22 protein-coding genes are annotated in these 22,872 nt (G+C 60.2%); 6 read left to right on the top strand and 16 right to left on the bottom strand.

Annotation, left to right across the window (positions count from 1 at the left end):
• Positions 1-100: 100 nt before the first annotated feature.
• Positions 101-1,819 (bottom strand): Na+/H+ antiporter NhaC family protein, encoded by a 1,719-nt coding sequence (locus tag MSL71_RS02750; RefSeq protein WP_180137136.1) that lies wholly within the window; start codon positions 1,817-1,819, stop codon positions 101-103.
• A 526-nt stretch (positions 1,820-2,345) separates the two neighbouring features.
• On the opposite strand from MSL71_RS02750, the gene MSL71_RS02745 reads away from it, so the two are divergent.
• The gene (locus MSL71_RS02745; RefSeq protein WP_180137135.1) at positions 2,346-2,735 is read left to right on the top strand and encodes a hypothetical protein; all 390 of its coding nucleotides are present in this window, start codon (positions 2,346-2,348) and stop codon (positions 2,733-2,735) included.
• A gap of 215 nt (positions 2,736-2,950) precedes the next feature.
• Positions 2,951-4,564, top strand: a complete 1,614-nt coding sequence (locus MSL71_RS02740; RefSeq protein ID WP_180137134.1) for a PilT/PilU family type 4a pilus ATPase — start codon at positions 2,951-2,953, stop codon at positions 4,562-4,564.
• A gap of 29 nt (positions 4,565-4,593) precedes the next feature.
• Here MSL71_RS02740 and MSL71_RS02735 read toward each other — a convergent pair whose 3' ends face one another.
• Positions 4,594-5,742 carry an MFS transporter gene (locus tag MSL71_RS02735; RefSeq protein ID WP_246317696.1) on the bottom strand — a complete coding sequence of 383 codons (1,149 nt, stop codon included), beginning with the start codon at positions 5,740-5,742 and terminating at the stop codon, positions 4,594-4,596.
• Positions 5,743-5,898: 156 nt separating this feature from the next.
• Between MSL71_RS02735 and MSL71_RS02730 the strand changes: the two genes are divergently transcribed.
• Positions 5,899-6,228, top strand: coding sequence for a hypothetical protein (locus MSL71_RS02730; protein ID WP_180137132.1), 330 nt, complete (start codon positions 5,899-5,901; stop codon positions 6,226-6,228).
• A gap of 52 nt (positions 6,229-6,280) precedes the next feature.
• Positions 6,281-6,556, top strand: a complete 276-nt coding sequence (locus MSL71_RS02725) for a hypothetical protein (RefSeq protein WP_180137131.1) — start codon at positions 6,281-6,283, stop codon at positions 6,554-6,556.
• Positions 6,557-6,596: 40 nt separating this feature from the next.
• On the opposite strand, the gene MSL71_RS02720 is transcribed toward MSL71_RS02725, so the two are convergent.
• Both MSL71_RS02720 and MSL71_RS02715 read right to left on the bottom strand, forming a co-directional pair.
• Positions 6,597-9,656: a cache domain-containing protein gene (locus MSL71_RS02720; protein WP_180137130.1), complete on the bottom strand. Its 3,060-nt coding sequence runs from the start codon at positions 9,654-9,656 to the stop codon at positions 6,597-6,599.
• 7 nt (positions 9,657-9,663) lie between these two features.
• A complete protein-coding gene (locus MSL71_RS02715; protein ID WP_180137129.1) occupies positions 9,664-10,776 on the bottom strand; it encodes a sensor histidine kinase in 1,113 nt (370 codons plus the stop codon).
• 451 nt (positions 10,777-11,227) lie between these two features.
• On the opposite strand from MSL71_RS02715, the gene rlmN reads away from it, so the two are divergent.
• On the top strand, positions 11,228-12,274 hold the full coding sequence (rlmN, locus tag MSL71_RS02710) for a 23S rRNA (adenine(2503)-C(2))-methyltransferase RlmN (RefSeq protein ID WP_180137128.1): 1,047 nt from the start codon (positions 11,228-11,230) through the stop codon (positions 12,272-12,274).
• A gap of 3 nt (positions 12,275-12,277) precedes the next feature.
• Here rlmN and MSL71_RS02705 read toward each other — a convergent pair whose 3' ends face one another.
• The 3 genes from MSL71_RS02705 to rplM form a co-directional block, all read right to left on the bottom strand.
• On the bottom strand, positions 12,278-13,522 hold the full coding sequence (locus tag MSL71_RS02705; RefSeq protein ID WP_180137127.1) for a GGDEF domain-containing protein: 1,245 nt from the start codon (positions 13,520-13,522) through the stop codon (positions 12,278-12,280).
• Positions 13,523-13,685: 163 nt separating this feature from the next.
• Complete coding sequence (rpsI, locus tag MSL71_RS02700) at positions 13,686-14,081, bottom strand: 30S ribosomal protein S9 (protein WP_180137126.1); 396 nt, start codon at positions 14,079-14,081, stop codon at positions 13,686-13,688.
• Positions 14,082-14,120: 39 nt separating this feature from the next.
• Positions 14,121-14,555: a 50S ribosomal protein L13 gene (gene rplM, locus MSL71_RS02695; RefSeq protein ID WP_180137125.1), complete on the bottom strand. Its 435-nt coding sequence runs from the start codon at positions 14,553-14,555 to the stop codon at positions 14,121-14,123.
• 166 nt (positions 14,556-14,721) lie between these two features.
• Here rplM and cyaB point away from each other — a divergent pair, with 166 nt between their 5' ends.
• A complete protein-coding gene (gene cyaB / locus MSL71_RS02690) occupies positions 14,722-15,333 on the top strand; it encodes a class IV adenylate cyclase (RefSeq protein ID WP_180137124.1) in 612 nt (203 codons plus the stop codon).
• Between the two features lie 15 nt (positions 15,334-15,348).
• On the opposite strand, the gene MSL71_RS02685 is transcribed toward cyaB, so the two are convergent.
• From MSL71_RS02685 to MSL71_RS02645, 9 genes are all read right to left on the bottom strand, one after another.
• Positions 15,349-15,759: a bactofilin family protein gene (locus tag MSL71_RS02685; protein WP_180137123.1), complete on the bottom strand. Its 411-nt coding sequence runs from the start codon at positions 15,757-15,759 to the stop codon at positions 15,349-15,351.
• A gap of 41 nt (positions 15,760-15,800) precedes the next feature.
• Positions 15,801-16,568 carry a hypothetical protein gene (locus MSL71_RS02680; protein WP_180137122.1) on the bottom strand — a complete coding sequence of 256 codons (768 nt, stop codon included), beginning with the start codon at positions 16,566-16,568 and terminating at the stop codon, positions 15,801-15,803.
• Between the two features lie 97 nt (positions 16,569-16,665).
• Positions 16,666-17,721: a Holliday junction branch migration DNA helicase RuvB gene (gene ruvB / locus MSL71_RS02675; RefSeq protein ID WP_180137121.1), complete on the bottom strand. Its 1,056-nt coding sequence runs from the start codon at positions 17,719-17,721 to the stop codon at positions 16,666-16,668.
• A gap of 215 nt (positions 17,722-17,936) precedes the next feature.
• Positions 17,937-18,554 (bottom strand): Holliday junction branch migration protein RuvA, encoded by a 618-nt coding sequence (gene ruvA, locus MSL71_RS02670; RefSeq protein WP_180137120.1) that lies wholly within the window; start codon positions 18,552-18,554, stop codon positions 17,937-17,939.
• Between the two features lie 54 nt (positions 18,555-18,608).
• Entirely contained in the window at positions 18,609-19,097 is a 489-nt protein-coding gene (locus MSL71_RS02665) for a crossover junction endodeoxyribonuclease RuvC (protein WP_180137119.1), read from the bottom strand.
• 76 nt (positions 19,098-19,173) lie between these two features.
• Positions 19,174-19,944: a tol-pal system protein YbgF gene (gene ybgF, locus MSL71_RS02660; RefSeq protein ID WP_180137118.1), complete on the bottom strand. Its 771-nt coding sequence runs from the start codon at positions 19,942-19,944 to the stop codon at positions 19,174-19,176.
• Positions 19,945-20,071: 127 nt separating this feature from the next.
• The gene (pal, locus tag MSL71_RS02655; RefSeq protein ID WP_246317695.1) at positions 20,072-20,641 is read right to left on the bottom strand and encodes a peptidoglycan-associated lipoprotein Pal; all 570 of its coding nucleotides are present in this window, start codon (positions 20,639-20,641) and stop codon (positions 20,072-20,074) included.
• Positions 20,642-20,660: 19 nt separating this feature from the next.
• Positions 20,661-22,016: a Tol-Pal system beta propeller repeat protein TolB gene (gene tolB / locus MSL71_RS02650; RefSeq protein WP_180137117.1), complete on the bottom strand. Its 1,356-nt coding sequence runs from the start codon at positions 22,014-22,016 to the stop codon at positions 20,661-20,663.
• Between the two features lie 6 nt (positions 22,017-22,022).
• The gene (locus MSL71_RS02645; RefSeq protein WP_180137116.1) at positions 22,023-22,862 is read right to left on the bottom strand and encodes an energy transducer TonB; all 840 of its coding nucleotides are present in this window, start codon (positions 22,860-22,862) and stop codon (positions 22,023-22,025) included.
• Positions 22,863-22,872 lie beyond the last annotated feature (10 nt).

Genomic DNA, 22,872 nt, shown 5'->3' with positions numbered 1-22,872 from the left:
CACAAAGGAGGAATGAAACAGAGATGTCTTACCAATACAGGGGAGACAGCCCCCGCCGCAGGGGCGGGGGCTGACTCAAAGCTCATCCCGAAGGGACGAATCAGGCCTCTTCCACGGGTTTACCGAAGAAGAAGAGGATGCCGATGAGGGCCGTTACGGCCACGGGCAGGATGATGTACACGGGAACACCGAGGCCTGCGGGGATGTAGCCGAGGAACACGGTGACAAGGGCCACGGTCACGGCGTAGACCAGCTGGGTCCGTGTGTGGTCGATGTGGTCACAGGCCGCCCCCATGGACGAGAGGATGGTGGTGTCGGAGATGGGGGAGCAGTGGTCCCCGAAGATGGCACCGGTGAGGACCGCGCCGATGTTCATGAGCATGTACCCGCTCTCCGGGTTGATGGCGTGGGCCAGGGGAATGGCCAGGGGCATCAGGATCCCCATGGTGCCGTAGGAGGTACCCGTGGCAAAGGAGATAAAGGAGCCCAGGATAAAGATGATGGCCGGCAGCGTAAAGGGCGGGATGGCGTCGGAGAGAACCGACACAAGGTACATGGCGGTGCCGAGCTGCTTGATGACGGAGCTTAAGGACCAGGCCAGAAGGAGGATGACCCCGGTGATGACAAGGGACTTCACGCCCTGGACCCAGGTGTCCACGGCCGCCTCGATGGTGTAGATCTTCTGGGTGACCCCCAGGATCATGGCCACGATGCCGGCGAACAGGGCCGCCTCAAAGAGCACGATGGAGGCGTCCGACGCACCGAAGGCTTCCCGGATGGCGGTGAAGGAGGCCGGGCTCTCGTTGAGGAGCTGGATGAGGGCGGCGTCGTCCCCGCCCATGATGGCGCCCCGACCGTTGAAATAGAAGCCGACGAAGGCCCCCAGGATCAGGGTCATGATGGGGATGATGGCGTTCCAGATGTTGAGCTTGACGGACTCGTCGGGCTCAAGGCCGGTGGACTCGGCGGCCACCATGGGCTTGGCGCCGTCAGCCAGGACCTTGCCGGTTTTGCGTGCCCGCCTCTCGGCGGTGAGCATGGGGCCGAATTCCCGGAGCATCACGGCCGTGGCCACGATGAAGATGAGGATCAGGATGTTGTAGAAGCGAAAGGGGATGGTGCCCACAAAGAGGCCGTAGGCGTTGGCCTCGATGCCAAGCCCTGCGTAGCCGTCCTTGATGAGGCCGATTTCGTAAGCCACCCAGGTGGAGATGAGGGCAATGCCCGCAATGGGGGCGGCCGTGCCGTCGATGATGAAGGCCAGCTTTTCCCTGGAGATCTTCATGCGGTCGGTGACCGGTCGCATGATGGGGCCCACGGTGAGGGAGTTGGCGTAGTCGTCGAAGAAGATCAACAGGCCCATGAACCAGGCGTAGAGCTGGGCGCTGGTGGCGCCGGTGGCTTTTTTGGCCAGGGCCTCGGCGATGGCCTTGGCGCCGCCCATTTTGGAGACCAGGGCGATGAGGCCGCCGATGGCAAGGCACTGCAGGACGATGCCTGCGTTCCAGGGATCGGCAAGGGAGCTCAGAACCTCGTGGTTGAGCTTGATGAAGCCGTTTTGAAAAGCGGAGATCACACCGCCTTCAAGGGAGAGCATGAAGGTGCCGGAGAAGATACCGGCAAACAGGGAGAGCACCACGTTGCGGGTGACAAAGGCCAGCACGATGGCCACCACCGGCGGGATCAGGGTGAGCATCTTGAAATGATCCGCGTTGGCCTTGGCCACCGCAGGATCGGCGGCCAGGAGCATCGCGGGGACTGCAAGGGTCAATAAAAACGAAACGGCCGTAAACAAGGCCATTTTGCGTGAACGAACCATGGGTATCCTCCTTAAACTGTATCGCATGTGTTGCAAGGGTTACCCGGCGGCCAGATCCCACCGGGTCGAGTCGTATGGCAAGGCTGTGTGGCTGCCGTGCAGTGGGGCGTGCCACACCTGTGATGCCGTCAGGGGTATTTCATCGCGCGGCATGCTGACTTTTATGAACGGTTGTCAGTACTTTTCATGAGATTGCCGTCATTGAGAAAAAGCAGGAATGAGGTAGGAAAGCAAGGGAAAAATGAGGGGGATGCCGGGAGAACGTGGTGAGCTGACGGCGGTAAATCAGGGAATAACAGCGCGTTGAAGGGGCGAAAACCCTGTAGGAGAGGGCCTCTGTTCCGGTGGGGTGCGCCCCGCACAGCCCGGATGCGCCGCTGTGCCGGGGAGGCTGTGCCTTGAAAGGAGAAGGCCGATGGGGTATAATTGCACCCATCGAAAATTACCTCAATTTGTCATGTTTCCGTATGGTTTCCCCAGAGTCCTTCTCCACCAGCCCCTTGCAGGGCCACACGGAGGTTGAGCTATGGATGGCGCACCGCTGCAGCAGGCACGTATCACCCAGGCCATAAGGACCCTGCCCCCTGAGATGTCCGGCCTCTTTGTCTCCATGGACCGGAAAAAACATTACCCGGGGAATCCCGACGGCGGCATCCCGGCCATGACCTATTTTACAAACCGGAAGCAGGTTCCCAGGGGCATGCTCAAAGCCATATCCCTGTGGTTTTCCGGGCACGACGCCATGAAAGAGAGTCGCCCGGAATGGGGGGAGTACTATGCCACGGTGCAGGGACTCAGCGGCGGGGAGATGTGCGTCTCCATGCGGGTCCGGGACCAGAAAGGGGCGGGCAGCGTCGAGGTGATGGTGGAGGTCGAAATTATCCACAGCCTGGCCGACGGCAATCCCGTCTCCTGACGCGACGCCCGGACGCTGTGCGATGGGCCGTAAAACGGGGAATCTGTCTTTGTATCTCATGCCTTGTCACCCGGCATGATTCCTAAAATCGTAGCGAAAATCAGTCTTGAATCCTTGAGGCAATGTGAGAACTCATGCGGGGTTGGTCTCGCTTTGGTCTGTGGTATACCCGGGCCCGGAGGAGGGCGCTGCCCGCGCAGAAAGGAGGCATCACCATGGCAAAGGAGAGCAGTGGCGCCAAGCGCATTCCGGGGCGGAAGCATCGCCTGGGCGAACTGATGATGGAGTACGGTTACATCAGCGAAGAGCAGCTGGAGACGGCCCTGAAACGTCAGATGCACGACGGCGGGCAGCTGGGTTCCATCCTCATTGATATGGGGTTCATCGGGGTGGACGATCTGTTGAAGTTTCTGGGCAAGCATTTTGAGGTGAAGCCCGTCAACCTCTTCAGTATCAACATTCCCCAGCATGTCCTGGACATGATCCCCCAGGAGAAGATGCGGACCCTGCGGGTCCTTCCGGTGCGCCTGGAGGGGCATGAGCTTGTCCTTGCCATGGTGGCGCCCCAGGATTTTATGACCATCAACGACCTGGGGTTCTCCCTGGGCATGAAGATCCGGCCCGTGGTGACCCCGAGTTTCATGATGGAGGCGGCCCTCCAGTCCCTTGCAGGAGGCTACGGCGACGGCATCTCCGGGGAGGTGATCCGGCGCACGGCCGAGGCCTTGAGCCTTCGCATCGAAAAGGCGCCGAAGCTGAAAAGCCTGATGGAGGAGATGGTCAAGCAGGGGGCCAGCGATATGTTTATCTCGGCGGGGGCGCCCCCGTCCCTGAAGATCAGCAACCAGCTCAAACGCATGCCCATGGGGGTGCTGTCCCCTGCAGACTGCGAGAAGTATGCCCGCGAGCTGCTCACCGATGATCAGTGGCGCAGGTTCCAGATGGAAAACGATATGGAGATGGCGCTGAACGTCAAGGAGGTGGGGCGGTTCCGTATTGCCCTGTACAAACAGCGCAACACGGTTTCCATCGCCTTTCGGGCCCTGCCCGAGGTGCTGCCCAGCATGGAAGCCCTCGGCCTGCCGGACTGGGTCCATGACTTTGCCCTGAAGCCCCAGGGGCTGATCATGGTGTGCGGACCGGCCGGCCACGGAAAGTCCACCACCCTGGCCAAGATTGTGGACATCATCAATGACAACCGCCGGTGCAACATCATCAGCCTGGAAGACCCGGTGGAGTATCTTCACAAGCACAAGAAGAGCAACGTGAACCAGCGGGAGGTGGGGCGGGACTGCGAGACCTTCCATGACGGGCTGCGAAGCATTTTCCGGCAGTCGCCGGATGTGATCGTGGTGGGAGAGATGCGGGACAAGGAGAGTTTCGAGATCGCACTCCGGGCCGCCAACACCGGGCATCTGGTGGTCAGCACGGTCCATGCCGACAATGCCACGGGGATCATCGAGCAGGTGATCAACATGTTCCCCTCCCATCAGCAGAACCTGATCCGAAGCCTTCTTTCCGCGTCCCTTCTCTGCACGATTTCCCAGCGGCTGATTCCCAGGCAGGACGGCAAGGGCCTGGTTCTGGCTGTTGAAAAGTTCATCAATAGCTACCGCATGAAGAACCTGATTCGCGAAGAGAAGACCCACATGATCCGCACCCAGATGCAGACGGCCGGCGAGGAGTTTGTCCCCCTGGATTTTTCCCTGGCGGACCTTTACTCCAGGGGGGCTGTAAGCTTCGAGGATGCCGCCCGGTACATGGAGAACATCGGGACCCTGCAAAAGGCCTCCACCCGGAACGGGTACATGGCGGCCAGGGAAGGGTAAGGGGCGGAAAGGCTCCCCCGCCCGCGATGTTACTGACCTGATCCCGTTGCCATGTCAGCCTGGTATCGCCTTAACTCTGCGGGAATCCGCTGCACCGCCGCCAGGGAGACACAGGCCATGACGGCTCCCCCTATAAAAGGAATGCGGTAGTCCACCACCCAGAGCAGGCCCCCGATGAAGGGCAGCACCACCGCCGCAATATGGTTGATGGTAAAGCCCGCCGCCATGCTCGGGGCGATGTCCCGGGGATCGGCCACTTTCTGGAAGAAGGTCCGGATGGCGATGGCGAAGTTGAAAAAGATGTGGTCGAGGATGTAGAGGGCGGCCACCAGCACCCTGGACTCCGCAAAGGCGTAGGCGATGAAGATGAAGATAAGGCTCAGGTACTCCAGGGAGAGGATGCGCCGCTCCCCGAAGCGGACGATGGCTTTTCCGATAAAGGGACTCAGGAAATAGTTCACCAGGTTGTTGAAGAGGAACAGCACGGCGATCTCCTGAATGGAGAAGCCAAAGCGCTGAACCATAAGGAAGACCGAAAACGCAACAAAGATCTGCCGCCGTGCCCCGGCCATGAAGGTGAGGAAATAGAAGAGCCAGTAGCGCTTTCGAAAGATCGCCTTTTTGCGCTGGGGAACGGCGTCACTGTGGGTGGGGTCCCCCACAAGGCTGTAGATGCCCAGGGCAACGATGGCCGCGCCGCTGAGGATGTACATGCCCTCAAAGCTCAGGAAGGGGGCGGCGCAGAAGAAGAGGACACTGGCAAAGATGGCGGTGGCGGCCCCGAAACTCCGCAGTTTGCCCAGCACAAGGGGTGCTGTGTCGCGGTCAAAGTATTGAAGGGTAAGGGACTGGTTGACGGTTTCAAAGTAGTGGAACCCGAAGCTCATGGCCAGGGTGGTCAGGGCAAGGCCCCAGAAGCTGGGAAACCATCCCGTGACGCAGACGCCGATGCCGAGAATGATCACGGAAAGCGAGGCGATGCGGTGCTCCTTGAGGAAGAGGGTGACGTACACCACAAGAAGGGCCAGAAAACCCGGGATTTCACGGATGGACTGAATGGCGCCTACATGGCTGCCGTCAAGGCCGATGACCTGTACGGAGAAGTTGTCAAAGAGGATACGCCAGGATTGCAGCCCGAAGGTGGCGCCGAGCGTCAAAAGCAGAAGGAATCGGTACATGGGCCGATTCCACGGTTGGAGAGAGAGTTTTGTCATGGCCTTATATCAGTTGCTGTCTATGGGTAAAGTGCAAAGTATGTCACAGGGTCGCAGGCCGGGCAAGGTCAACCTTTTCCAACGGGGGAGGGTGGTTGAAGGCTCCCCCGCGGAGGAGAGATGAGACAATTGCTGCCGTTCAAGCCCCAGGAGATTGCCCAGGTGGAAGCCCTGGGGGAGTTTCTTCTCAAAGAGGACATGGAAGATTTCAACCGGGATTACTCGGTGTGGTCGCGGCTTCCCGAGTCTGTGTTGAAAATCGCCCTTAAAAAGCGGCTTGCCCTGGAGCGCCAGGTCCTGGAAAAAAACGGGGCCTCATCCAATGAAAATATTCACGCCGTGGTGGACGCCGGGATGCGGCTGATGTCCCTGGCGCGATTCTATTACCAGAGTTCCGAGGCGTATCGCGAGTTGATCCACGAACTCTACCCGGTGCAGCTCCCGTGGTAGCCCCTTGCCAAAAGGGAGGCTCACCATGGAAAGAAGACAAAAGGAGAGGACCATGAATCGCTGGTTTCTGATGGGAAGTGTCTCAATGGTTGTCGGTCTGTTTCTGCTGGTGATGAAAGCCCTGGCCAATCTGATTCCGGGGGATCCCCTTCGGTTCGACTACAGCCTCAAGAGCCTGCTGCCCCCCGAGCGGCTGACGTGGATCGACGGTATCTCCAGCTCCGGGCTCCAGTCCGCAGCCCACTGGATGGAAGCGGCCCCCCTGTATATCTATTGCTTCGGCCTGGGGGCGCTGCTGATTCTTGCCAGCGGGCTGGCACGGGAGTAAAAGACGCTGGTTCCATTTTCTGGGTACGACATGTTCGGCATCAGCGGCAGGACGCCATGATTTTCTCCAGGGTGGCAAGGGCCGAGTAGTAGTTGAAGTTTTCAATGCTGTAGGTGAGCTCTTCGATGAGGTGCACGGCCTCGGGGGGGATGAGGGCCTTGAGAAGGTCTGTTTCCTGGGTGGTCTCAAATTTGTTGTGGGAGAGTTTGTCCCGCAGCCGTACCAGGGTGCGGGTGAGTTGGGCGGTGGTGGCTGATGGGGAGTTGTTCCATTTTTCCGGGGCTTGCTGGGACGGCATGGGCTGGGGGCAGAGGGAACCACGGATCTCCACCAGGCGCCGTGAAAGATGGGTGGGCTTCAGGGGCTTTTTCAGGATGGAGAGGGCCTCAACCTCTTTGAACAGAGACGCCGCGGCGTCGAACATCCCCCCGGAACAGACCGCAAAGGTGTGGGCAATGCCCCGGGGCCAGTCCGGGACAACGGACGGGCCGGAGGGCGACAGCTCGGCATCGGTGAGGAGCCAGAAGGCAAGCTCCCACGGGGGACTGGGGCAGGGCACAGCATGGGCGGGCTGGATGCGGTCCACCCCATAGCCCCACCACTCCAGGCACCGGCGAAGGCCCGTCTCATCAGGGCAGGGGGGCCCGACAAGCACCGCGCGCTCAGAGGACGTGAGGCGCGGTCGGTGCGGGGGGGCTTTCCAGGGGACGGTGAGCTGAAACGTGAAGAGGCTCCCCAGGCCCTGCCTGCTGCGGACGGTGATCTCTCCCCCCAGCAGGGCCACGATTTTTTTGCAGATGGCCAGGCCCAGGCCGGTTCCACCGTACTCCCGGGTGGTGGAGCAGTCCGCCTGGCTGAAGGGCTCGAAGAGAATGCGGGCGTCTCCGTGGGGCAGCCTGGAGAAATCGATGCCGATGCCCGTGTCCCGGACACCGGTCTCCAGGGTGATGAGGTCTGACCCACGCCGGATCACCCGGCAGCAGAGGGTGACGCTCCCCGAGGGGGTGAACTTGACGGCATTGGCCATGAGGTTCACAAGCACCTGCCGGATGCGCAAAGGGTCTCCGGTGACGGTGGCGGGCAGGTCCGGGTCCACCTCCAGGACCAGGGCCAGCCCTTTTTTTTCAGCCTGGGGGGTGAAGGTGTCGGTGACCTCTTCCAGGAGTTCCTGGTAGCTGAAATCAATGACCTCGGCCGTGATTTTTCCCGCATCGGCCCGTGAAAAGTCGAGGATATCGTCGATGAGGGTCATGAGTGCGTGGGACGAGCGCATCATGATCTCAATGTAGTTTCGCTGCTTTTCGGTGAGCCCTTCGGCCTCCAGAAGCTCGGCAACCCCCATGATGGCATTCATGGGGGTTTTTATTTCATGGCTGATGTTGGCCAAAAAGCGGCTTTTGGCCTTGAGGGCGCTCTCGGCCAGGTTTTTGGCCTTGGTGAGCTCCCGGGTCTTTTCCGCCACCTTGTCTTCCAGGCGCTCCCGGTAATCGGTGAGCTCGATCTCAGTGGCTTTTCGGCGGGTGATGTCCGAAAAGGTGCAGAGGGCCGCAGGGCGTCCCAGGTACCTCAGGTGGCTTACGGTGATCTCGATCCACACGGTGCTGCCGTTGCCGTGACGGATGCGGTACGCCCAGGTGCGTGGAGGGCTGTCCGGGTTTCTGAGGGCCGAGTCGAAATAGGTCCAGACGGGGTCGATGTCATCGGGGTGGGTCCACCCCCAGAGGGTGTCGGCGGTGGCTTCGAGGAGTTCCCCGGTGGAGCGGCCGGTGAGGATGCTGCAGGCGGCATTGGTGAAGACGATGCGCTGATCCTGGAGAATCATGACGCCCTGCAGGGTGTTGTCCACCAGGGTCCGGTATTTCTCTTCGTTTTCCTTCAGGGCCTTTTCGGCAATTTTGCGCTTGAGGATCATGCGGTTGGCTGCATCGGCAAGGTGCTTGAACTCGGAGAAGAAGAGCCTGTCCGGGTCGATGGTGGTGAAGTCCCGGGAGGCCTTTTTGAAAAAGGTGCCGAAGGAGGCAAAGGACCGTGCCAGGTGCCTGGCAAAGAACCCCGAGACGATGGCGCTCACGGCAACAGCCGCGCAGAGGATGACGAGGACATAGAGGAGCTGTTCGCGGATTCGTTGCTTCAGGGCATCCTGTTTCTGGCCGAGGGCAAGGCCCATGGCGTGGGTGTCCGCCGACGCTCCGATGACCCACCCCAACCTGGAAAAGGGACGGAGGTAGCCCAGGTAGGCGGTGCTTCCGTCCGGGGCATCGTACTGGATGAATCGCCCCTCCTCCTCCAGGCCCTGGGTGGCAAGGGCGGCGGTGTTTTCTGAGGCAAAGGCGTGGCCGGTCAGGGGAACCCCGGTGTCCGAGAGGATGAAGACGCGGTCGGCCGTGGGGCTTGTGGGGCGGTAGAGCTCCCGGACGATCCGTTTTTTAAGGGTGCGATAGAAGTCGTCATGGTAAAAGCCCGTGCCCACGATCCAGCCCAGGGGCTTGATGAGCCGGATGTAGGTGGTCTTCTGGAAGAGCGGTCCTCCGGGGGCTTCCGGTTTGGGGTAGCGGTAGGTGAGGTACCCCTCTCCGGCGGACAGGGCGAGGTCCACGGCCTGCCTGGCGATGGGAAACTCCTCCTGGGCCGACAGGCGGGCAAAGGGGGTGCCGTCGAGTTCGGGCCGAATGGCGTTGAACATGAGGGTGCCGTCTTCATTCAGGGCGAAGAAGAAACGCTGGTTTTCCTGGGAGCGTGCCTTTCGAAGGGCGTTTCGCATCAGGGCGTGGCGGATCTGGAGGGGCAGCCCGGCCTGGTTTTCCGAATGGATGGCCAAAAGGATGGAGGAGGTCTCCAGGACCCGCTCCTTGAGCTGCTGGCGGCGCTGCTCCTCGGCAATGGTGATGGCCCGGTCCAGGGTTGCCTCCAGGCGATTTGTCATCTCAACGAGGCTCTGCTTGCGGGTCTCCATGAAATGGGTACGGATCTGGTCGGACTGAGCCCGGAGGCGGTTGTTCTCAACCGCAACCCAGAGGGCCCCCAGCCCCGACAGGGCGCAGGTCATCAGGATCATCATGAGGGAGAAGTAGGATTCCGAGATGGTCCAGCGTCTCTTCATGGAGGGGTCAGTTCAGGGGCAGGGTAAAGGTGAACTCAGAGCCCGAGGCGTCGGTGCGCGTCAGGTGGATTTCCCGCCCGTGCCGCGAAAGGATGTGCCGGGTGATGAAGAGCCCCAGCCCCGTGCCTTTGTCGTCGGCTTTTTCAGTAAAAAAGGGTTCGAAGATGGTGTCTATTTTGTCCGGCGGGATGCCGGGGCCGTTGTCCGAGAGGGTGACCCAGGCCGAGTCGTCTGTCTTTCCGGCCCGGATGACGATGGCACCGGAACCGGTGGTGAGAACCTCGGTGGAGTTGTTGATGAGGTTGACAAAGACCTGGGAGATCTGGTGGGGGTCACAGCAGACGCTCAGCTCTTTGGCAACGCCGGAGGTGTTGATCTCCACGCCGCATTTCAGGAGGCGGTACCGGAGCATCTCCAGGGCGTCGTCGATGATGTCGCGCAGCGGGGTCAGGACATTGGAACGTCCCCGTTTCTTGGAGTAGCCCTTGAGCCGGTCGGTGAGGGCGTTGATGCGCTGGGCGCCCTTGACGATGTTGACGGCCCGCTGCTGGATGGAGACCATGTTTCCCCCCAGAATGTCGTCCATGATCATCTCGGCGTTGCCCACCACGTAGTGCAGGGGGTTTTTCACCTCATGGGCGATGGCCGCGGAGAGGGTCCCCAGGGTGGCGAGGCGATCCGAGTGGATGAGCTGGCGGGTGCGGTCGTGGACCAGGCTGTTGAGGCGGTCCCGGTGCATCTTGAGTTCCATGTGGGTGCGCACCCGGGCCTTGACCACCGCAGGGCGGAACGGCTTGGTGATGTAGTCCACGGCCCCCAGCTCCAGGCCGAAGGTCTCGTCTTTTTCGTCGTCCCTGGCCGAGATGAAGATGACGGGGATGTGGGCGTGGTCGGGGTTGTCCTTGATACGCCGGAGGACCTCGTAGCCGTCGATGCCGGGCATCATGATGTCCAGGAGGATGAGGTCCGGGCAATGGTCGTCAACCATCTCAAGGGCTTTGGAGCCGCTCCGGGCAAAGCTGATGTCGTACTCTTTTCTTAAGGTTTCACCGAGAATTTTGATGTTGGTGGGCATGTCGTCCACAATCAGAACGTTCATTCGGTAGGGCGTGGGGCTCATCGTATCTCCTTGCTGCCCGGTTATGACTTGGCCGGTATGTAAGGGGCATGGACGCGGGCATGACTCAATTTGACGTCGGCTCCGGATTTGCATACACAAAGGGCGTTGAGCGGTGCCGAATATCATCGCCAAGGCGGCCGAAACGTGGGATGGTGTGGGTTGTGTGCCGAGCCCCTCACGTACCGGAATATCCTGCGGTGGTCTCTTCCCTGTCGGCATGAATAACTGAGCGAGTCATTTCCTTAGTGATATTCATACCGGATGACAAGGAAGTAAAAAGTGTATCAATATACCTTGTCAAATGCAACATGGATAAGTCTTTTCAATTATGTGTTACCCTATGGGTAACGCGTCTGGTGTGAGATATTCGGGACATGGGAAGGGGCGTTGCCCCCGGTGTGAGATAAGCTGGCCGGATGACAAAAGAAGTTTACGGGACGGAGAGTGTGGAATGGAGATATTGGAGGCCCCCTACGACGAGGTGGTCGGGTATATGAAGGCCCGTTACGGCAAGGGGGCGTTTCATGCCTCGGCGCTGGTACGGGAGGTGATGGTTCACGGCAACCCTCGCTTCTGGGAGGCAAAGGCGTTTTCCGAGGCACCCTCCCTGGCCTCCGCCCTTTCGGAAGAGGTGTGCTTTGCCCCTCCCGGGGTGGAGGAGACTGTTCGACGGGAGGGGGTGGTGAAGGTTCTCCACCGCCTTTCCGACGGCCTGGCCGTGGAGTCGGTGGTGATCCCCATGAAGGGGTATGCCACCTTGTGTGTCTCCACCCAGGTGGGGTGCCGCATGGGGTGCCGGTTTTGTCGTACCGGGCGCATGGGCCTGCATCGGAACCTGACCGCAGCCGAGATCACCGGGCAGCTCTGGAACGCCCGGTTTGTTTTGAAGGCCCCCATCCGAAACGTGGTGTTCATGGGCATGGGGGAGCCCCTGGACAACCTTGAGAACGTGGTGCGGGCCATTCGTGTGATGACGGACGGTCGGGGTTTTTCCATCGGTCCCAGGCGCATCACTGTTTCCACCGTGGGGCTGGCCCATAAGATTTCATCTCTTGCCGACGCAGGGACAGGGGTTCGCCTGGCCCTCTCTCTTAATGCGTCAGACGACGCCGTGCGTTCCGACTTGATGCCGGTGAACAGGCGCTATCCCCTGGCCGCCCTCAAGGACAGCCTGGCGGCCCTGGCCGGGCACAGCGGGATACGGGACGGGGTGCTCTTGGAGTACGTCTTGATCCGGGGGCTAAACGACCGGGGCGAGGACATCTCCAGGCTGGCGGATTTTGCAAGGGGGGTGTCTGCCACCGTGAACCTGATCCCCTTTAATCCCTCCGGGGAAGAGACGTCCTTTGAGCCCCCTTCCGATGCAGAGGTCAACGCCTTCCATGACCGGCTGGTGGCTGAGGGGATCCATGTGCGGCGGCGCTGGTCCCAGGGGGAAGATCTCCTGGCGGCCTGCGGGCAGCTCGGGGAAAAGGCGTGTCCGCACAAAAGCAGGTGACGTCTACAGGGCGGTGTGAAGGAGGACGTCGCCCTCTTTGGCCGGGTCCAGGGAGACAATGCGGTTCCGCCCTGACTCCTTGGCCCGGTAGACGGCGATGTCCGCAAATTTAAGGAGTTGTTCGGGACACCCGGAGTCCCCGGGGGTCATGCAGGAGACGCCGATGCTCAGGGTCACAAAGGGGTGGGTGGGGGATGCCTCGTGGGCAATGCCCAGCTTTTCCGTGGCTCGGACAATGAGGTCGGCCACGATAAGGGCCTTGTCCAGGGGCGTGTGGGGCAGAAGGACCACGAACTCTTCGCCTCCGTACCTGGCCGCCAGGTCGTGGGCGCGTTTGACGCAGGCGTTGATGGCCCCGGCCACCCGTTCCAGGCACCGGTCCCCGGCCTGGTGGCCGTAGTGGTCGTTGAATCGTTTGAAGTGGTCGATGTCGATGAAGATCAGGGAAATGGGGGAGCTTACGCGCGCGGCGCTTCGCCACTGGGCGTCATAGACGGTATCGAAGTGGCGCCTGTTAAATAGGTTGGTGAGGCCGTCGGTGATGGAGATCCGGGCCAGCTTCCGGTTGGTCTCGGCCAGTTTGCGGGCGTTGATGCGCTGGAGCATGGCCTGGAGGAACTCTCGCCGTGCCTCGCTTTCGAGCTGAAAGCATCCGAAGAGGCTGATGAAGAGGGCGGCGCAAAGAACCAGGGCGCTGTTGATCCCCGCCTCCCGCCCCATGGCGGGCATGCTGCCCAGGCTGACGACATAGGCAAAGAGAATGACCGAGGAGGTGATGAGCCCGGTCTTGAACCGGATGCCTGCCACAATGTTACCGAAGATGGCAATGAGGATGATGCCGGTGTAGTAGTGGGCCACATTGGGATGGTGGCTCTGGGTGAGGAGATAGATGATCCCCGAGGAGGTCAGCAGCATCAGCACCATGATAAAGAACTCGCTGTGGCGCCGGAATCGTTTGACGGTCACAAGGCCCATGACCAGCAGGATGGCCGGGGAGACCACAAAAAGCCTGAGCCGCCATGCCGTGGCGGAGATGTCGGGCACCATGATGCGGTCGCTGATGAAAAAGAGGTTGTAGATGACAATGGCCAGGAAGCCGGCCAGGGGGAAGTGGCGGTTCCGTTTGTCGGTTTTCTGATCCCGAAACCGGGACTCCAGGGGCTCGGGAAAAGCGAAGATCCCGAAACGACGGGCCAGGCAACGACGGATGACCTCTTCGTGGGAGAGTCGGCTGTGTGGAGAGTCCAAGGGCACCTCACTCAAGGTCGTCAAGTCCGTGAGAATATCACCGCGCCCGGGGGGGAGGGCCTTGCATGGGATAGGGCAGGGTGCCGGGGCAACCTGAATAGAAACGCATACAAAAAAAGGAGGCAGTCTCCTGCCTCCTTCCTTTGAAAAAATCGAACGGCGATTAGCGCTTGGAGAACTGGAAGCGTGCTCGGGCGCCTTTCTGGCCGTACTTCTTACGCTCTTTGACCCTGGAGTCACGGGTAATGAACCCGGCGCGCTTCAGCACGTCGCGAAGCTCGGGGTCGGCAAGGAGAAGGGCTTTGGTGATGCCGTGACGGATGGCACCGGCCTGTCCCATGATACCGCCGCCTTTGACCTTGACGTTGATGTCATAGGCGTCCTGGGCCTCAACGAGGGCCAGGGGGGAGGCGAGAACAAGGCGAGCCATGGGGTTGGGGAACGCCTCTTCAACAGGTTTATTGTTAACGGTGATTTTGCCGCTACCGGGGGTGATCCAGGTGCGGGCAATGCCGTTTTTCCGTTTGCCGGTGGCGTAGAATACGTTTTCTTTTTCCATGAATATCCTCAGTATCTCTTGATTCGCTGTGATGGTTGCTTAGACTGCGAGGGTCTCAGGCTTCTGGGCCGCATGAGGATGTTCTTCCCCTGCGTACACGAAAAGCTTTTTGTTCAGCTCACGACCCAGTCGGTTCTTGGGCAGCATGCCCTTAACGGCGAAACGGAGCAGATCCTCGGGACGCTTCTCAAGAAGTTTGTCGGCGGTGATGGCGGTGATGCCACCTACGTAGCCGCTGTGACGGTAGTACGTCTTGTTCTTGAGCTTGTTGCCGGTGAGCTTGATCTTGTCGGCGTTGATGACAATGATCCAATCTCCGGTGTCAACATGCGGTGTGTACATGGGGTTGTGCTTACCACGAATGTGTGCTGCGACAACGGAAGCGAGTCGGCCAAGCACCTGATCCTTGGCATCGACGACGAACCATTTCTGTGGATTGTCCGATTTCTTTGCGCTATAGGTATATTTTTTCAATGTTGTATACTCCCGGTCGGTTTTCGTACAAATAACTGAAATTAAATAATTGAATTCACCAGAATTGTCAAGTGGATTCTTAATATTTGGGCACACGTGGTAAAGGCTTGCCGGAGACGTGATACCACAAATCAGATCGTAAAAGAAAGAGGAGATTTCAAAAAAAATGAAAAATGTGGAAGTGGAGGTGAAATACCGTCTGGCCGATGCCGATGCCCTGAGACAACGCCTGATGGATGCCGGGGCAAAGGGGACGGGAAGGGTTTTTGAAGCCAACTCTCGCTATGATACTCCAGATGACGGGATCAGGCAAGCCGGATGTCTGCTCCGACTGAGAAAAGATGGAAAAACACGCCTCACCCACAAAACACCCCACGCCGACACCGGGACGGACGGCTTTAAAATCTTCCGGGAGCTGGAGGTGGAGGTGAGTGACTTCGACACCATGGACAAGATTTTGCACGCCCTGGGCTTTCAGGCGGTCCAGACCTATGAGAAGTGGCGGGAGACCCTTCACTTCAATGGCTGTGAGATCTGCCTGGACACCCTCCCCTACGGCGAGTTCATGGAGATCGAGGGAGAGAAGGCACGCATCGAGGAGGTGGCGGCCCTGCTGGGCCTGGCCCGCAAAGGCCGCATCGCCACCAACTACCTCTCCCTTTTCGAGGCCCTGAAAACCGAGTTTGATCTTCCCTTTTCCGACCTGACCTTCGACAACTTTTCAGGCCTCGCCCACGACTTCGGCACGGTCCTGAAGCGTTTTGAGGCCGCAGGCTGAAACCAAAGGACAGGGCTACGCCTTGACCTTGGCAGCGAAGGGCTTGACCGCCGCTTCTTTGGTCTCGTTGTCGTGGGCGTGGGCCTGTCCCTTGCCGTTGGCGGGCTTGGTACAGGTCACCGCGGCGTTGATCACCCCGCCGGCCTCCACGATGAGGTCTCCGCAGCTCACGGTTCCGGAACAGCAGCCCCCTTTAAGGACAATGAGCTCTTTTTCCGCCTTGAGGGTCCCCTCATAGGTGCCCCCCACGGTGATGGAACTGACGGTGACGTCGCAGAGGGCTTTCCCCTCTTCGGCGATGATGAGGCTGTCCGCCTGGATGGTGCCGTTGACCACCCCTTTGATCACGAGCTGACCCTTGCCGGAGATGTTTCCGGTAAAGGTGAGGCTTTTGTCGATAACGGAGAGATGTTTCGATGGGTTCATTGTGTGACTGTTTCCATATCGTACCCAGGCGGGCCGGGCGGTTAGAGGGTGAATTTTTTCTTATAACGCAGGGCTCCGCCCTGGTCGAAACCGTAGAGGGTGACCTCTTTAAAGGGCAACGTTCCGGGATCTGTTCCAATGGTGAAGGTGTGGTTGGTGAAGTTGCGCATCTTGAACCCTTCCCCGCGGCCGGGGTCTGACGGGACCCCCTTTTTCAGCAGGGCGGGGGGGAGGCAGCGCTGCGCGGTTTCCCCTTTGCCTGGCGGAACCACCAGAAAGAGGGTGCCTTTGATGCGCTTTTTTTCCGGGGTGTCGTTGGCGATCTTGAAGGTGATATTGAGAAAGGAGCCGTCCTCGGTTCTCTGGGCGTCCATGGCGTCCACCCGGATAAAGGGGGGGGCAGGGGGCGCAACAGGTTTTTTGGTTTTGGACGGCGCCTTGGCCGGTGTGGCCTCGGGGGCCTTTGGCTTGACGTTTTTTTCGGCCAGGGCCAGTCGGGCCATGAGCAGCTCCTGGTCGGCGGTCTGTCGGGCCAGGGTCGTGCTGAGGTTGCGTTCCCGCAGGATGCTTTCGGTGAGGGTGTTGCGGGTGTGGAGCCAGAGGCCCGTGATGATGGCAAGGGCGATGAGGAGCAGCCCCATGCATATCAGGGTGGCGGTGACCACCCGGCGGTAGTTGCCGGAGTGGACCATGCGTCCGTCGGTGCTGACAAAAAGGAGGCGCCACTGGCGTGTATGGCGGTAAGGGTTGGGAAGGGCGTAGCGGGCCAGCTCACCTTGCAGGTCTTTGGTGTAGTCGTCCGAGGGCAAAGGATCCTCCTTGAAAACCAGGCCGGGCAGGGGGGCTTCTCCCTCCCGGGGCGTTACAGGGTCGTGCGGCCGGTGGACAGGCTGCGAATATCTCCGGTTAAAACAGGCGTCCTTGAACCGCGTATCCCAAGTGCCTGCAGGCGTCCTGGGAGACCTTTCGCCCGGAGGAGGTTCGGGCGAGAAATCCGATTTTCAGGAGGTAGGGCTCCACCACATCCACAAGGGTGTCGGTCTCCTCCTGAAGGGTGGCGGCAATGGCCTCGATGCCCACGGGGCCGCCGCGGTAGTAGTCGATGATGGTTTTCAAAAAGGCCCGGTCGAGGTTGGTGAGACCCAGACCGTCTACCCCTTCCAGGGCCAGGGCTTTCTCCACCACCTCGTCGGTAAGAACGCCGTCTGCCCTTACATCGGCATAATCCCGCACACGCTTTAGCAGACGGTTCAGGATTCGGGGGGTTCCCCGGGAACGCAGGGCCAGGGCCCGGGCCCCTTCGGGGGTCAGAGGGGTGTTGAGCAGGGCGGCGGATCGCCTGGCAATGCGGATGAGGTCCTCGGTGTCGTAGAAATCCAGGGTGCGGAACATGCCGAAACGGTCCCGCAAGGGGGCCGAGAGCAACCCGATGCGGGTGGTGGCGCCGATGAGGATAAACCGGTTGAGGCGAAACCGATGGCTTCGGGCGTGGACCCCCTTGTCGAAGACGATGTCGATGGAAAAATCTTCCATGGCCGGGTAGAGGAACTCCTCCACGGCCTTGGGGATGCGGTGGATCTCATCGATGAAGAGGATGTCGCCCTGCTTGAGGTTGGTGAGGAGCCCCACGAGGTCTCCTCCCTTTTCCAGGGCCGGGCCCGAGGTGATGGTGAGGTCTCCCCCCATTTCGTTGGCGATGATGTGGGCCAGGGTGGTCTTGCCCAGGCCCGGAGGGCCGTGGAAGAGCACGTGCTCGATGGGCTCGTCTCGTTTTTTGGCCGCTTCGATGGCGATCTCAAGGGTCTCCACGGTCTCCCGTTGTCCGACGTAGTCGGCAAAGGAGTCCGGCCTCAGGGAGAAGACGCTCTCTTCTTCCTCTGGGTTGATGGGATTCCCGGAGACAAGGGGGGTGGTCCGTGGGGACGAACCGGAAGACGAAAATGAGAAGAGATCATCGCTCATCGCGTGGGGGAAACTCCTGGGTTGAGATGGCCGCGGCATGGCGCAAACACACCATGGCAGCGCACCTTCGGGTAAAGGGATGCTTGCATGAATAAGGCCGACACACATCGGGATGATACCTTTTTCCGAAGGTGGAATCAACCGGGAAGCGTGCCGTCTCCGGGGTGGACGGATTTGGCCCCGGCAGGGCTGCCGGGGTCAAAAAACAGGATCCGTTACCCCTTGGGGGCGCGGTAGACTTCGTCCAGGAGCGTCTCGGGGCTGTCGATGTCCGGGTTGCGCGTCATGGCGTCTGCCACCAGGGCCTTGGCATCGCTGCTCTTGTGGCCCAGCTGGTGGGTGAGAACGTCGATGACCTGGTCCACGAAGGCGGCCTTGGGAGGTTCGGGGGCACCGGCTGAAGAGACAGCCTCCAGGGCGAACCGGGCGGTCTTGCCCTCTAAGGTGGCGATGATCTTCTGGGCCGTGCGCTTGCCGATGCCGGGAAGCTTCATGAGGCTCTTTAAGTCTGCCCCCTCGATGGCGGCGGCGATCTCCTCGATGGGAAGGCCCATGGCCTTCACCGCCTTCATGGGGCCGATGTCCTCCACGGAGATGAAGAGCTGGAAGAACTCTTTCTCCTCTTCGGTGTGGAAGCCGATGAGGGTGGCCTTGGGCTGGCGCTCGGTCTGGTGGGTGTAGATGGAAAAGGAGAGCTCGTCTCCGGGCTCGCGTGTGGCGATGGAGGCCATCACCGAGGCGGGAAGCAGGATGTTGTAGCCGACGCCTCCCACGAGAAGGAGAATTTTCTCTTCCTCTTTCTTGAGGAGTCGTCCTTGCAGGTAACCGATCATAGGGGTGTTGTAGCCTCGCAAAAAGTTAGGAGATACGTCTCCTGCGGATGGTGATCAGCGGCGGAGACGGTTGTGCCGGAAGAGGCCGATCATGGCCAGGGCCAGGGCATCGGAGGCATGGTCCGGCCGGATGGGCTCCGGGTGTTTCAGGAAGTCCCGGACAGATCGCTCCAGCTGGGCCTTGCTGGCGTTGCCGTTGCCCGAAAGAATTTTTTTGGCCTCACGCACCGGGACCTCGTTTACCGGAATGCCCGCAGTGCATGCGGCAAGCAAAACCACTCCCACCACCTTGCCCAGCAGGATCCCGGATTTGGGGTAGCGCTCCAGGGAGAAGACGTCTTCCACCACCATGAGGTCCGGGTGCTTGATGGCGATGGCTTCGCTGATCCGGCTGTGGATAAGGTGAAGCCGGGCTGCGGTGCTCATGTCCTTTGTGGTGCGGATGTGACCGAAGGAGTAGTCGGAGACGGTGAGGGCTGCGCCGCTGACCACGCCGATGCCCGTTTCGGCCAGGCCGGGGTCGATCCCCATGACTGTGACCATGCTTTAGGCGCCTTGTTGACGATGCCCCGCCTTGGCATGACGGCGGGGCGGGAAAAAAGAACGGGTGCTGCCGAACCTACTTCTCCAGTTTTTTTCGTGCGATGGAGGCTTCGGCGGTGTCGGGGTATTTTCGCAGGAGTTCCCCCAGGATCAGATGGGCATTTTCGGTTTCGCCCAGGGATTCGAAGGCCAGGCCCTGTTTGAGGTATGCTGCCGGGACCTTGTTGCCGTCCGGGTAGTTTTCAATGACCTTCTGGTACTCGAGGATGGCCTTCTGGAACCATTTTTCCCTGTAGTAGATCTCGCCGATCCAGAACTGGGCGTTGTCCGCGCTGTCCGAAGAGCTGTAGGTCTCCACCACGTCGGAGAATCCTTTTTTGGCGGTGTCCATGTCGCCGGCGTCAAAGGCCTGCTTGGCCTTGAGGTAGGTGCTTTCGGCGTTGGCCTTGGTCTCCGGCGCAGGGGGCTTGCCCTCTGTGGGCTCATAGCCCGTGAAGGCTTCGAGGCGTGCCAGCTTGGCGGCCAGGGCGTCAATACCGGCCTGCATGGCCGTGAGGCTTTTTTCCGTATCGGCTCCCCGGGTGGTGGCCTGGCTGCTGTGGTGGAGGGCTGCCTCCATATCCCCGCGAATGGCCCGGAGCTCCTCTTCCAGTTGCTCGAGTTTGTTGGCCAGACGCACGTTTTTGCTGGTCACAGACTCTTCCACCCCTTTGGAGGCGGACTGGCTTTGGCGCATCTCCTCTTCAAGGAGGGTGATACGTCCGTTCATGGCAACGTAATCCTTTTGAAGGGCGCAGCCGGAGAGACACAGGCCCGCCAGCAGGCAGGCGACGACCTTGGGCTTCATAGCAGGGTACTCCTGATGCAGTCGTGGTTGGGCATGAAAACGAAAACGACCGAAGGGCGTCCGTGGACGCCCTTCGGTAACTTGGATAGACTAAGGTGCTGCCGGCACAGGGCGCCGGAGAGCGAACCTATCGGATGACGAACTCGGCGCGCCGGTTCTTGGCCCAGGCGCTTTCGTTGGCGGCGGGGTCCATGGGACGCTCTTCGCCGTAGCTGACGGTGACCATGCGGTCGGCGTCTACGCCGAGGCTTTCAAGGAAGGCCTTGACGCGTGCGGCACGACGGTCGCCCAGGGCGAGGTTGTAGTCGGTGGTGCCACGGTCGTCGCAGTGTCCTTCGATGGTGATGCGGACGCCGGTGTTCTCTTTGAGCCACTCGGCCTTGGCTTCCAGGACGGCGATCTCAGAGTCCTGAACCGCAGAGCTGTCGTAATTGAAGTAAACAGGGGTGTTTTCAAAGGCGGCACGGGCTTCGGCCCTGGCGGCAGCCTCTTTTTTCATCAGTTCTTCTTCGGCGATCATGGCAGCGTCATCAGCTGCGGCCGCGGCATCGGCGGCTTCCTGGTTCATGGTCTCCTGGGAAGCGGCCTCTGTTGTGGGGTCGGTTTCCACGGGTTTTTGGGAGCACGATACCGCCACCAGCATGGTGAGCAGCACGGTAATGAGCGCTAAGCTTCCTCTCCAGTTTTTTCCCATCATTCCTCCTCGTCAACAAATTTCATTGGGTTAAATTGGGAGACCACACCGGGGCGGTCTGTTCACCGGGCAGTGATACGAGTTGCCGTTGATCTGTGCCGTATGCGTTCATGACATAAATGGATGATCTGCCTCTCCTGTTCGAGGAGAAAACAATCAGGCTGCCATCGGGCGACCAGGACGGGGTCTCGTTATCCCCGGAGTCGTAGGTGAGCTGCATGGGGCGTCCTCCGCGGGCATTGATGACATGAATGTCAAAATGGCCGTTTTTGGATCCGGCGTATGCAATCTGGTCACCTGTAGGGGACCAGGCTGGGCTCGTGTTGTACTTTCCGTCGAAGGTGAGGCGTTCAATGCGGCCGGAGGCCAGGTGTTTGACATAAATCTGGGGGGTGCCAGATCGCTTGGATACAAAGGCCATCCTGTCGCCAGAAGGGGAAAATACCGGAGATACGTCTATTCCCCACTTGCTCCACTTTCTTGTTAACCTTTTACGTATTTTACCCTTTTGGGTCAACAGATAAATCGCTTGATCCCCGTCAATTGTCAACGACGCAGCCATGGTTTTTCCCCCGGGGAGCCACGTCGGCGTGATGTTTGTTGTGCCCTGTGCCGTCACAAGATCGCGTCGGGATCCGGGCCAGGCTCCCTGGATGAAAATATCGGGTTTTTTATTGACATAGGAGGTGTAGGCCAGGGTTGAGCCGTCCGGGGACCAGGAGGGGGTCAGGGTGATGGCGTTGTTCCTGGAAACCTGTACCGGGGCGTGGCCGTCGAAGTCACAGGTCCAGATCTCCTTGATGCCGCTGGTTCCCGTGGAAACAAAGGCGATGCGGCTGCCGAAGAACCCGTGTTTCCCCGAATAGGTCATCATGATCTTGTCGGCGAGTTTCAGAATCAGGGGGCGCAGGGTCTCCCCGGGTGCGCCGGCCCCGCGGAAGCGGACCCCGAAGAGGCTCTTCTGGCGGTAGATATCGTAAAGGTAAAAGTCACCGATGACGGTCTGGGTGCTGACGGTGAGGCTGCCCGTGACAAGGAGCTCCGCACCGGAGGAACGCCACCGGTCGAAGTGGATGTCCTGTTCGGTGATACCGGTGCGGGCAGGCTCTTCCAGGAAGGCGTCGCGGCTGACCATGCGGAAATACCCTGTAAAGGCAAGGGTGTTCTGGAGAAGGGCCACGGCCTCCTCGGCCAGGGCGGCCTCCCGGTCCGTGCTGCCCGTGACCCGGAAGGCGGGAACGGCAACCGGGGTTTTGTTTTCAAAGGGGTTGGTGACTCTCAGGCGCACCCGCTCTTCGGCCTGGGCCGGGGCGGCTGCAACAACAAGAACAATCACAAGGAGAAGATAACGTCCAAGGCTTCTGACTAATGTTTGCATGGCTACCTACAACAGTTCGCTGATGTCAAAGTCAATGACAAAAGGCATCTTTCGATCGGTGATCCCTGCCGGATAAGGGGGCAGGGGAGTGGACTTGTGCACGGCGCTTAGGGCCGAGCGGTCGAAGCTGGCGTTGCCGGACCGCTGGGAAACCCAGACGTCCCGCACGGAGCCGTCGGGCATGACCGTGAAGATGATCTGGGTCTTGAGCTGGGTGTTTGTGCCGACCATCTGGACGGGGTAGGCCCAGTTTTTCCGGATGATGACCTCGATGGTGCGATAGTAGCGCTCTTTCACGGAGATCTGGGCGGCCGTGGGCTGGCCGTCGCTGGTTCCCGACGAGGGCTGGGCCGGAGGCGCTTTGGTGTCGGCCACCTCCTGTTTCAGGCGGTTCATGCGCTCGGAGAGGGGCTCCGGGCTGGATGTCTCCCGGGCCATCTTTTCCAGGGCGCTTTGCACCAGCTCGTCCGGGGTGATCACCTTGTGCTTGCGCTTAACCGATTTTTTCCCGGAGATGGTTTTGGTCACCGGGGTCTGGACCTTTTTCTCGCTTTTTTTGCGAGTGGCCTTCTTGTTCGGCGCGGTGGATGGCTTTGCCTTGGCCGCAGGGGCCGCGGTCTGTTTTTTGCTTTTGGAGACCTTGGCCGGTTTTTTCACGGGCTGTTCAGTCTGCATCAGGTCCACGTCGATGGAGCGCGGGGTCTTGTGAGGCTTGTACCCGCTGGTGGTAAAGACATGGGAGAGGGTGAACAGCAGGACGTGTCCGGTGAGCGAGAGGATCACGGCAAGGGTGAGGAGGCGGTTGTCATCACCGCCGGTGGGGTGCTGTCTGGGCGCAGAAGTCATGTGAGGCGTC

Origin of the sequence: Desulfoluna butyratoxydans, assembly GCF_900699765.1 — a bacterium.
GTDB lineage: Bacteria > Desulfobacterota > Desulfobacteria > Desulfobacterales > Desulfolunaceae > Desulfoluna > Desulfoluna butyratoxydans.
This window is presented reverse-complemented; position numbering and strand designations above follow the sequence as displayed.

Bases quoted from the DNA above. Each gene is read 5' to 3' on its own strand.
- rpsI (WP_180137126.1), bottom strand. From the start codon at position 14,081: ATGGAAAAAGAAAACGTATTCTACGCCACCGGCAAACGGAAAAACGGC.
- MSL71_RS02665 (WP_180137119.1), bottom strand. From the start codon at position 19,097: ATGGTCACAGTCATGGGGATCGACCCCGGCCTGGCCGAAACGGGCATC.
- rlmN (WP_180137128.1), top strand. From the start codon at position 11,228: ATGGAGATATTGGAGGCCCCCTACGACGAGGTGGTCGGGTATATGAAG.
- ruvB (WP_180137121.1), bottom strand. From the start codon at position 17,721: ATGAGCGATGATCTCTTCTCATTTTCGTCTTCCGGTTCGTCCCCACGG.
- MSL71_RS02745 (WP_180137135.1), top strand. From the start codon at position 2,346: ATGGATGGCGCACCGCTGCAGCAGGCACGTATCACCCAGGCCATAAGG.
- MSL71_RS02685 (WP_180137123.1), bottom strand. From the start codon at position 15,759: ATGAACCCATCGAAACATCTCTCCGTTATCGACAAAAGCCTCACCTTT.
- cyaB (WP_180137124.1), top strand. From the start codon at position 14,722: ATGAAAAATGTGGAAGTGGAGGTGAAATACCGTCTGGCCGATGCCGAT.
- MSL71_RS02740 (WP_180137134.1), top strand. From the start codon at position 2,951: ATGGCAAAGGAGAGCAGTGGCGCCAAGCGCATTCCGGGGCGGAAGCAT.
- pal (WP_246317695.1), bottom strand. From the start codon at position 20,641: ATGATGGGAAAAAACTGGAGAGGAAGCTTAGCGCTCATTACCGTGCTG.
- MSL71_RS02750 (WP_180137136.1), bottom strand. From the start codon at position 1,819: ATGGTTCGTTCACGCAAAATGGCCTTGTTTACGGCCGTTTCGTTTTTA.
- MSL71_RS02645 (WP_180137116.1), bottom strand. From the start codon at position 22,862: ATGACTTCTGCGCCCAGACAGCACCCCACCGGCGGTGATGACAACCGC.
- MSL71_RS02730 (WP_180137132.1), top strand. From the start codon at position 5,899: ATGAGACAATTGCTGCCGTTCAAGCCCCAGGAGATTGCCCAGGTGGAA.
- MSL71_RS02735 (WP_246317696.1), bottom strand. From the start codon at position 5,742: ATGTACCGATTCCTTCTGCTTTTGACGCTCGGCGCCACCTTCGGGCTG.
- tolB (WP_180137117.1), bottom strand. From the start codon at position 22,016: ATGCAAACATTAGTCAGAAGCCTTGGACGTTATCTTCTCCTTGTGATT.
- ruvA (WP_180137120.1), bottom strand. From the start codon at position 18,554: ATGATCGGTTACCTGCAAGGACGACTCCTCAAGAAAGAGGAAGAGAAA.
- MSL71_RS02720 (WP_180137130.1), bottom strand. From the start codon at position 9,656: ATGAAGAGACGCTGGACCATCTCGGAATCCTACTTCTCCCTCATGATG.
- MSL71_RS02725 (WP_180137131.1), top strand. From the start codon at position 6,281: ATGAATCGCTGGTTTCTGATGGGAAGTGTCTCAATGGTTGTCGGTCTG.
- ybgF (WP_180137118.1), bottom strand. From the start codon at position 19,944: ATGAAGCCCAAGGTCGTCGCCTGCCTGCTGGCGGGCCTGTGTCTCTCC.
- MSL71_RS02715 (WP_180137129.1), bottom strand. From the start codon at position 10,776: ATGAGCCCCACGCCCTACCGAATGAACGTTCTGATTGTGGACGACATG.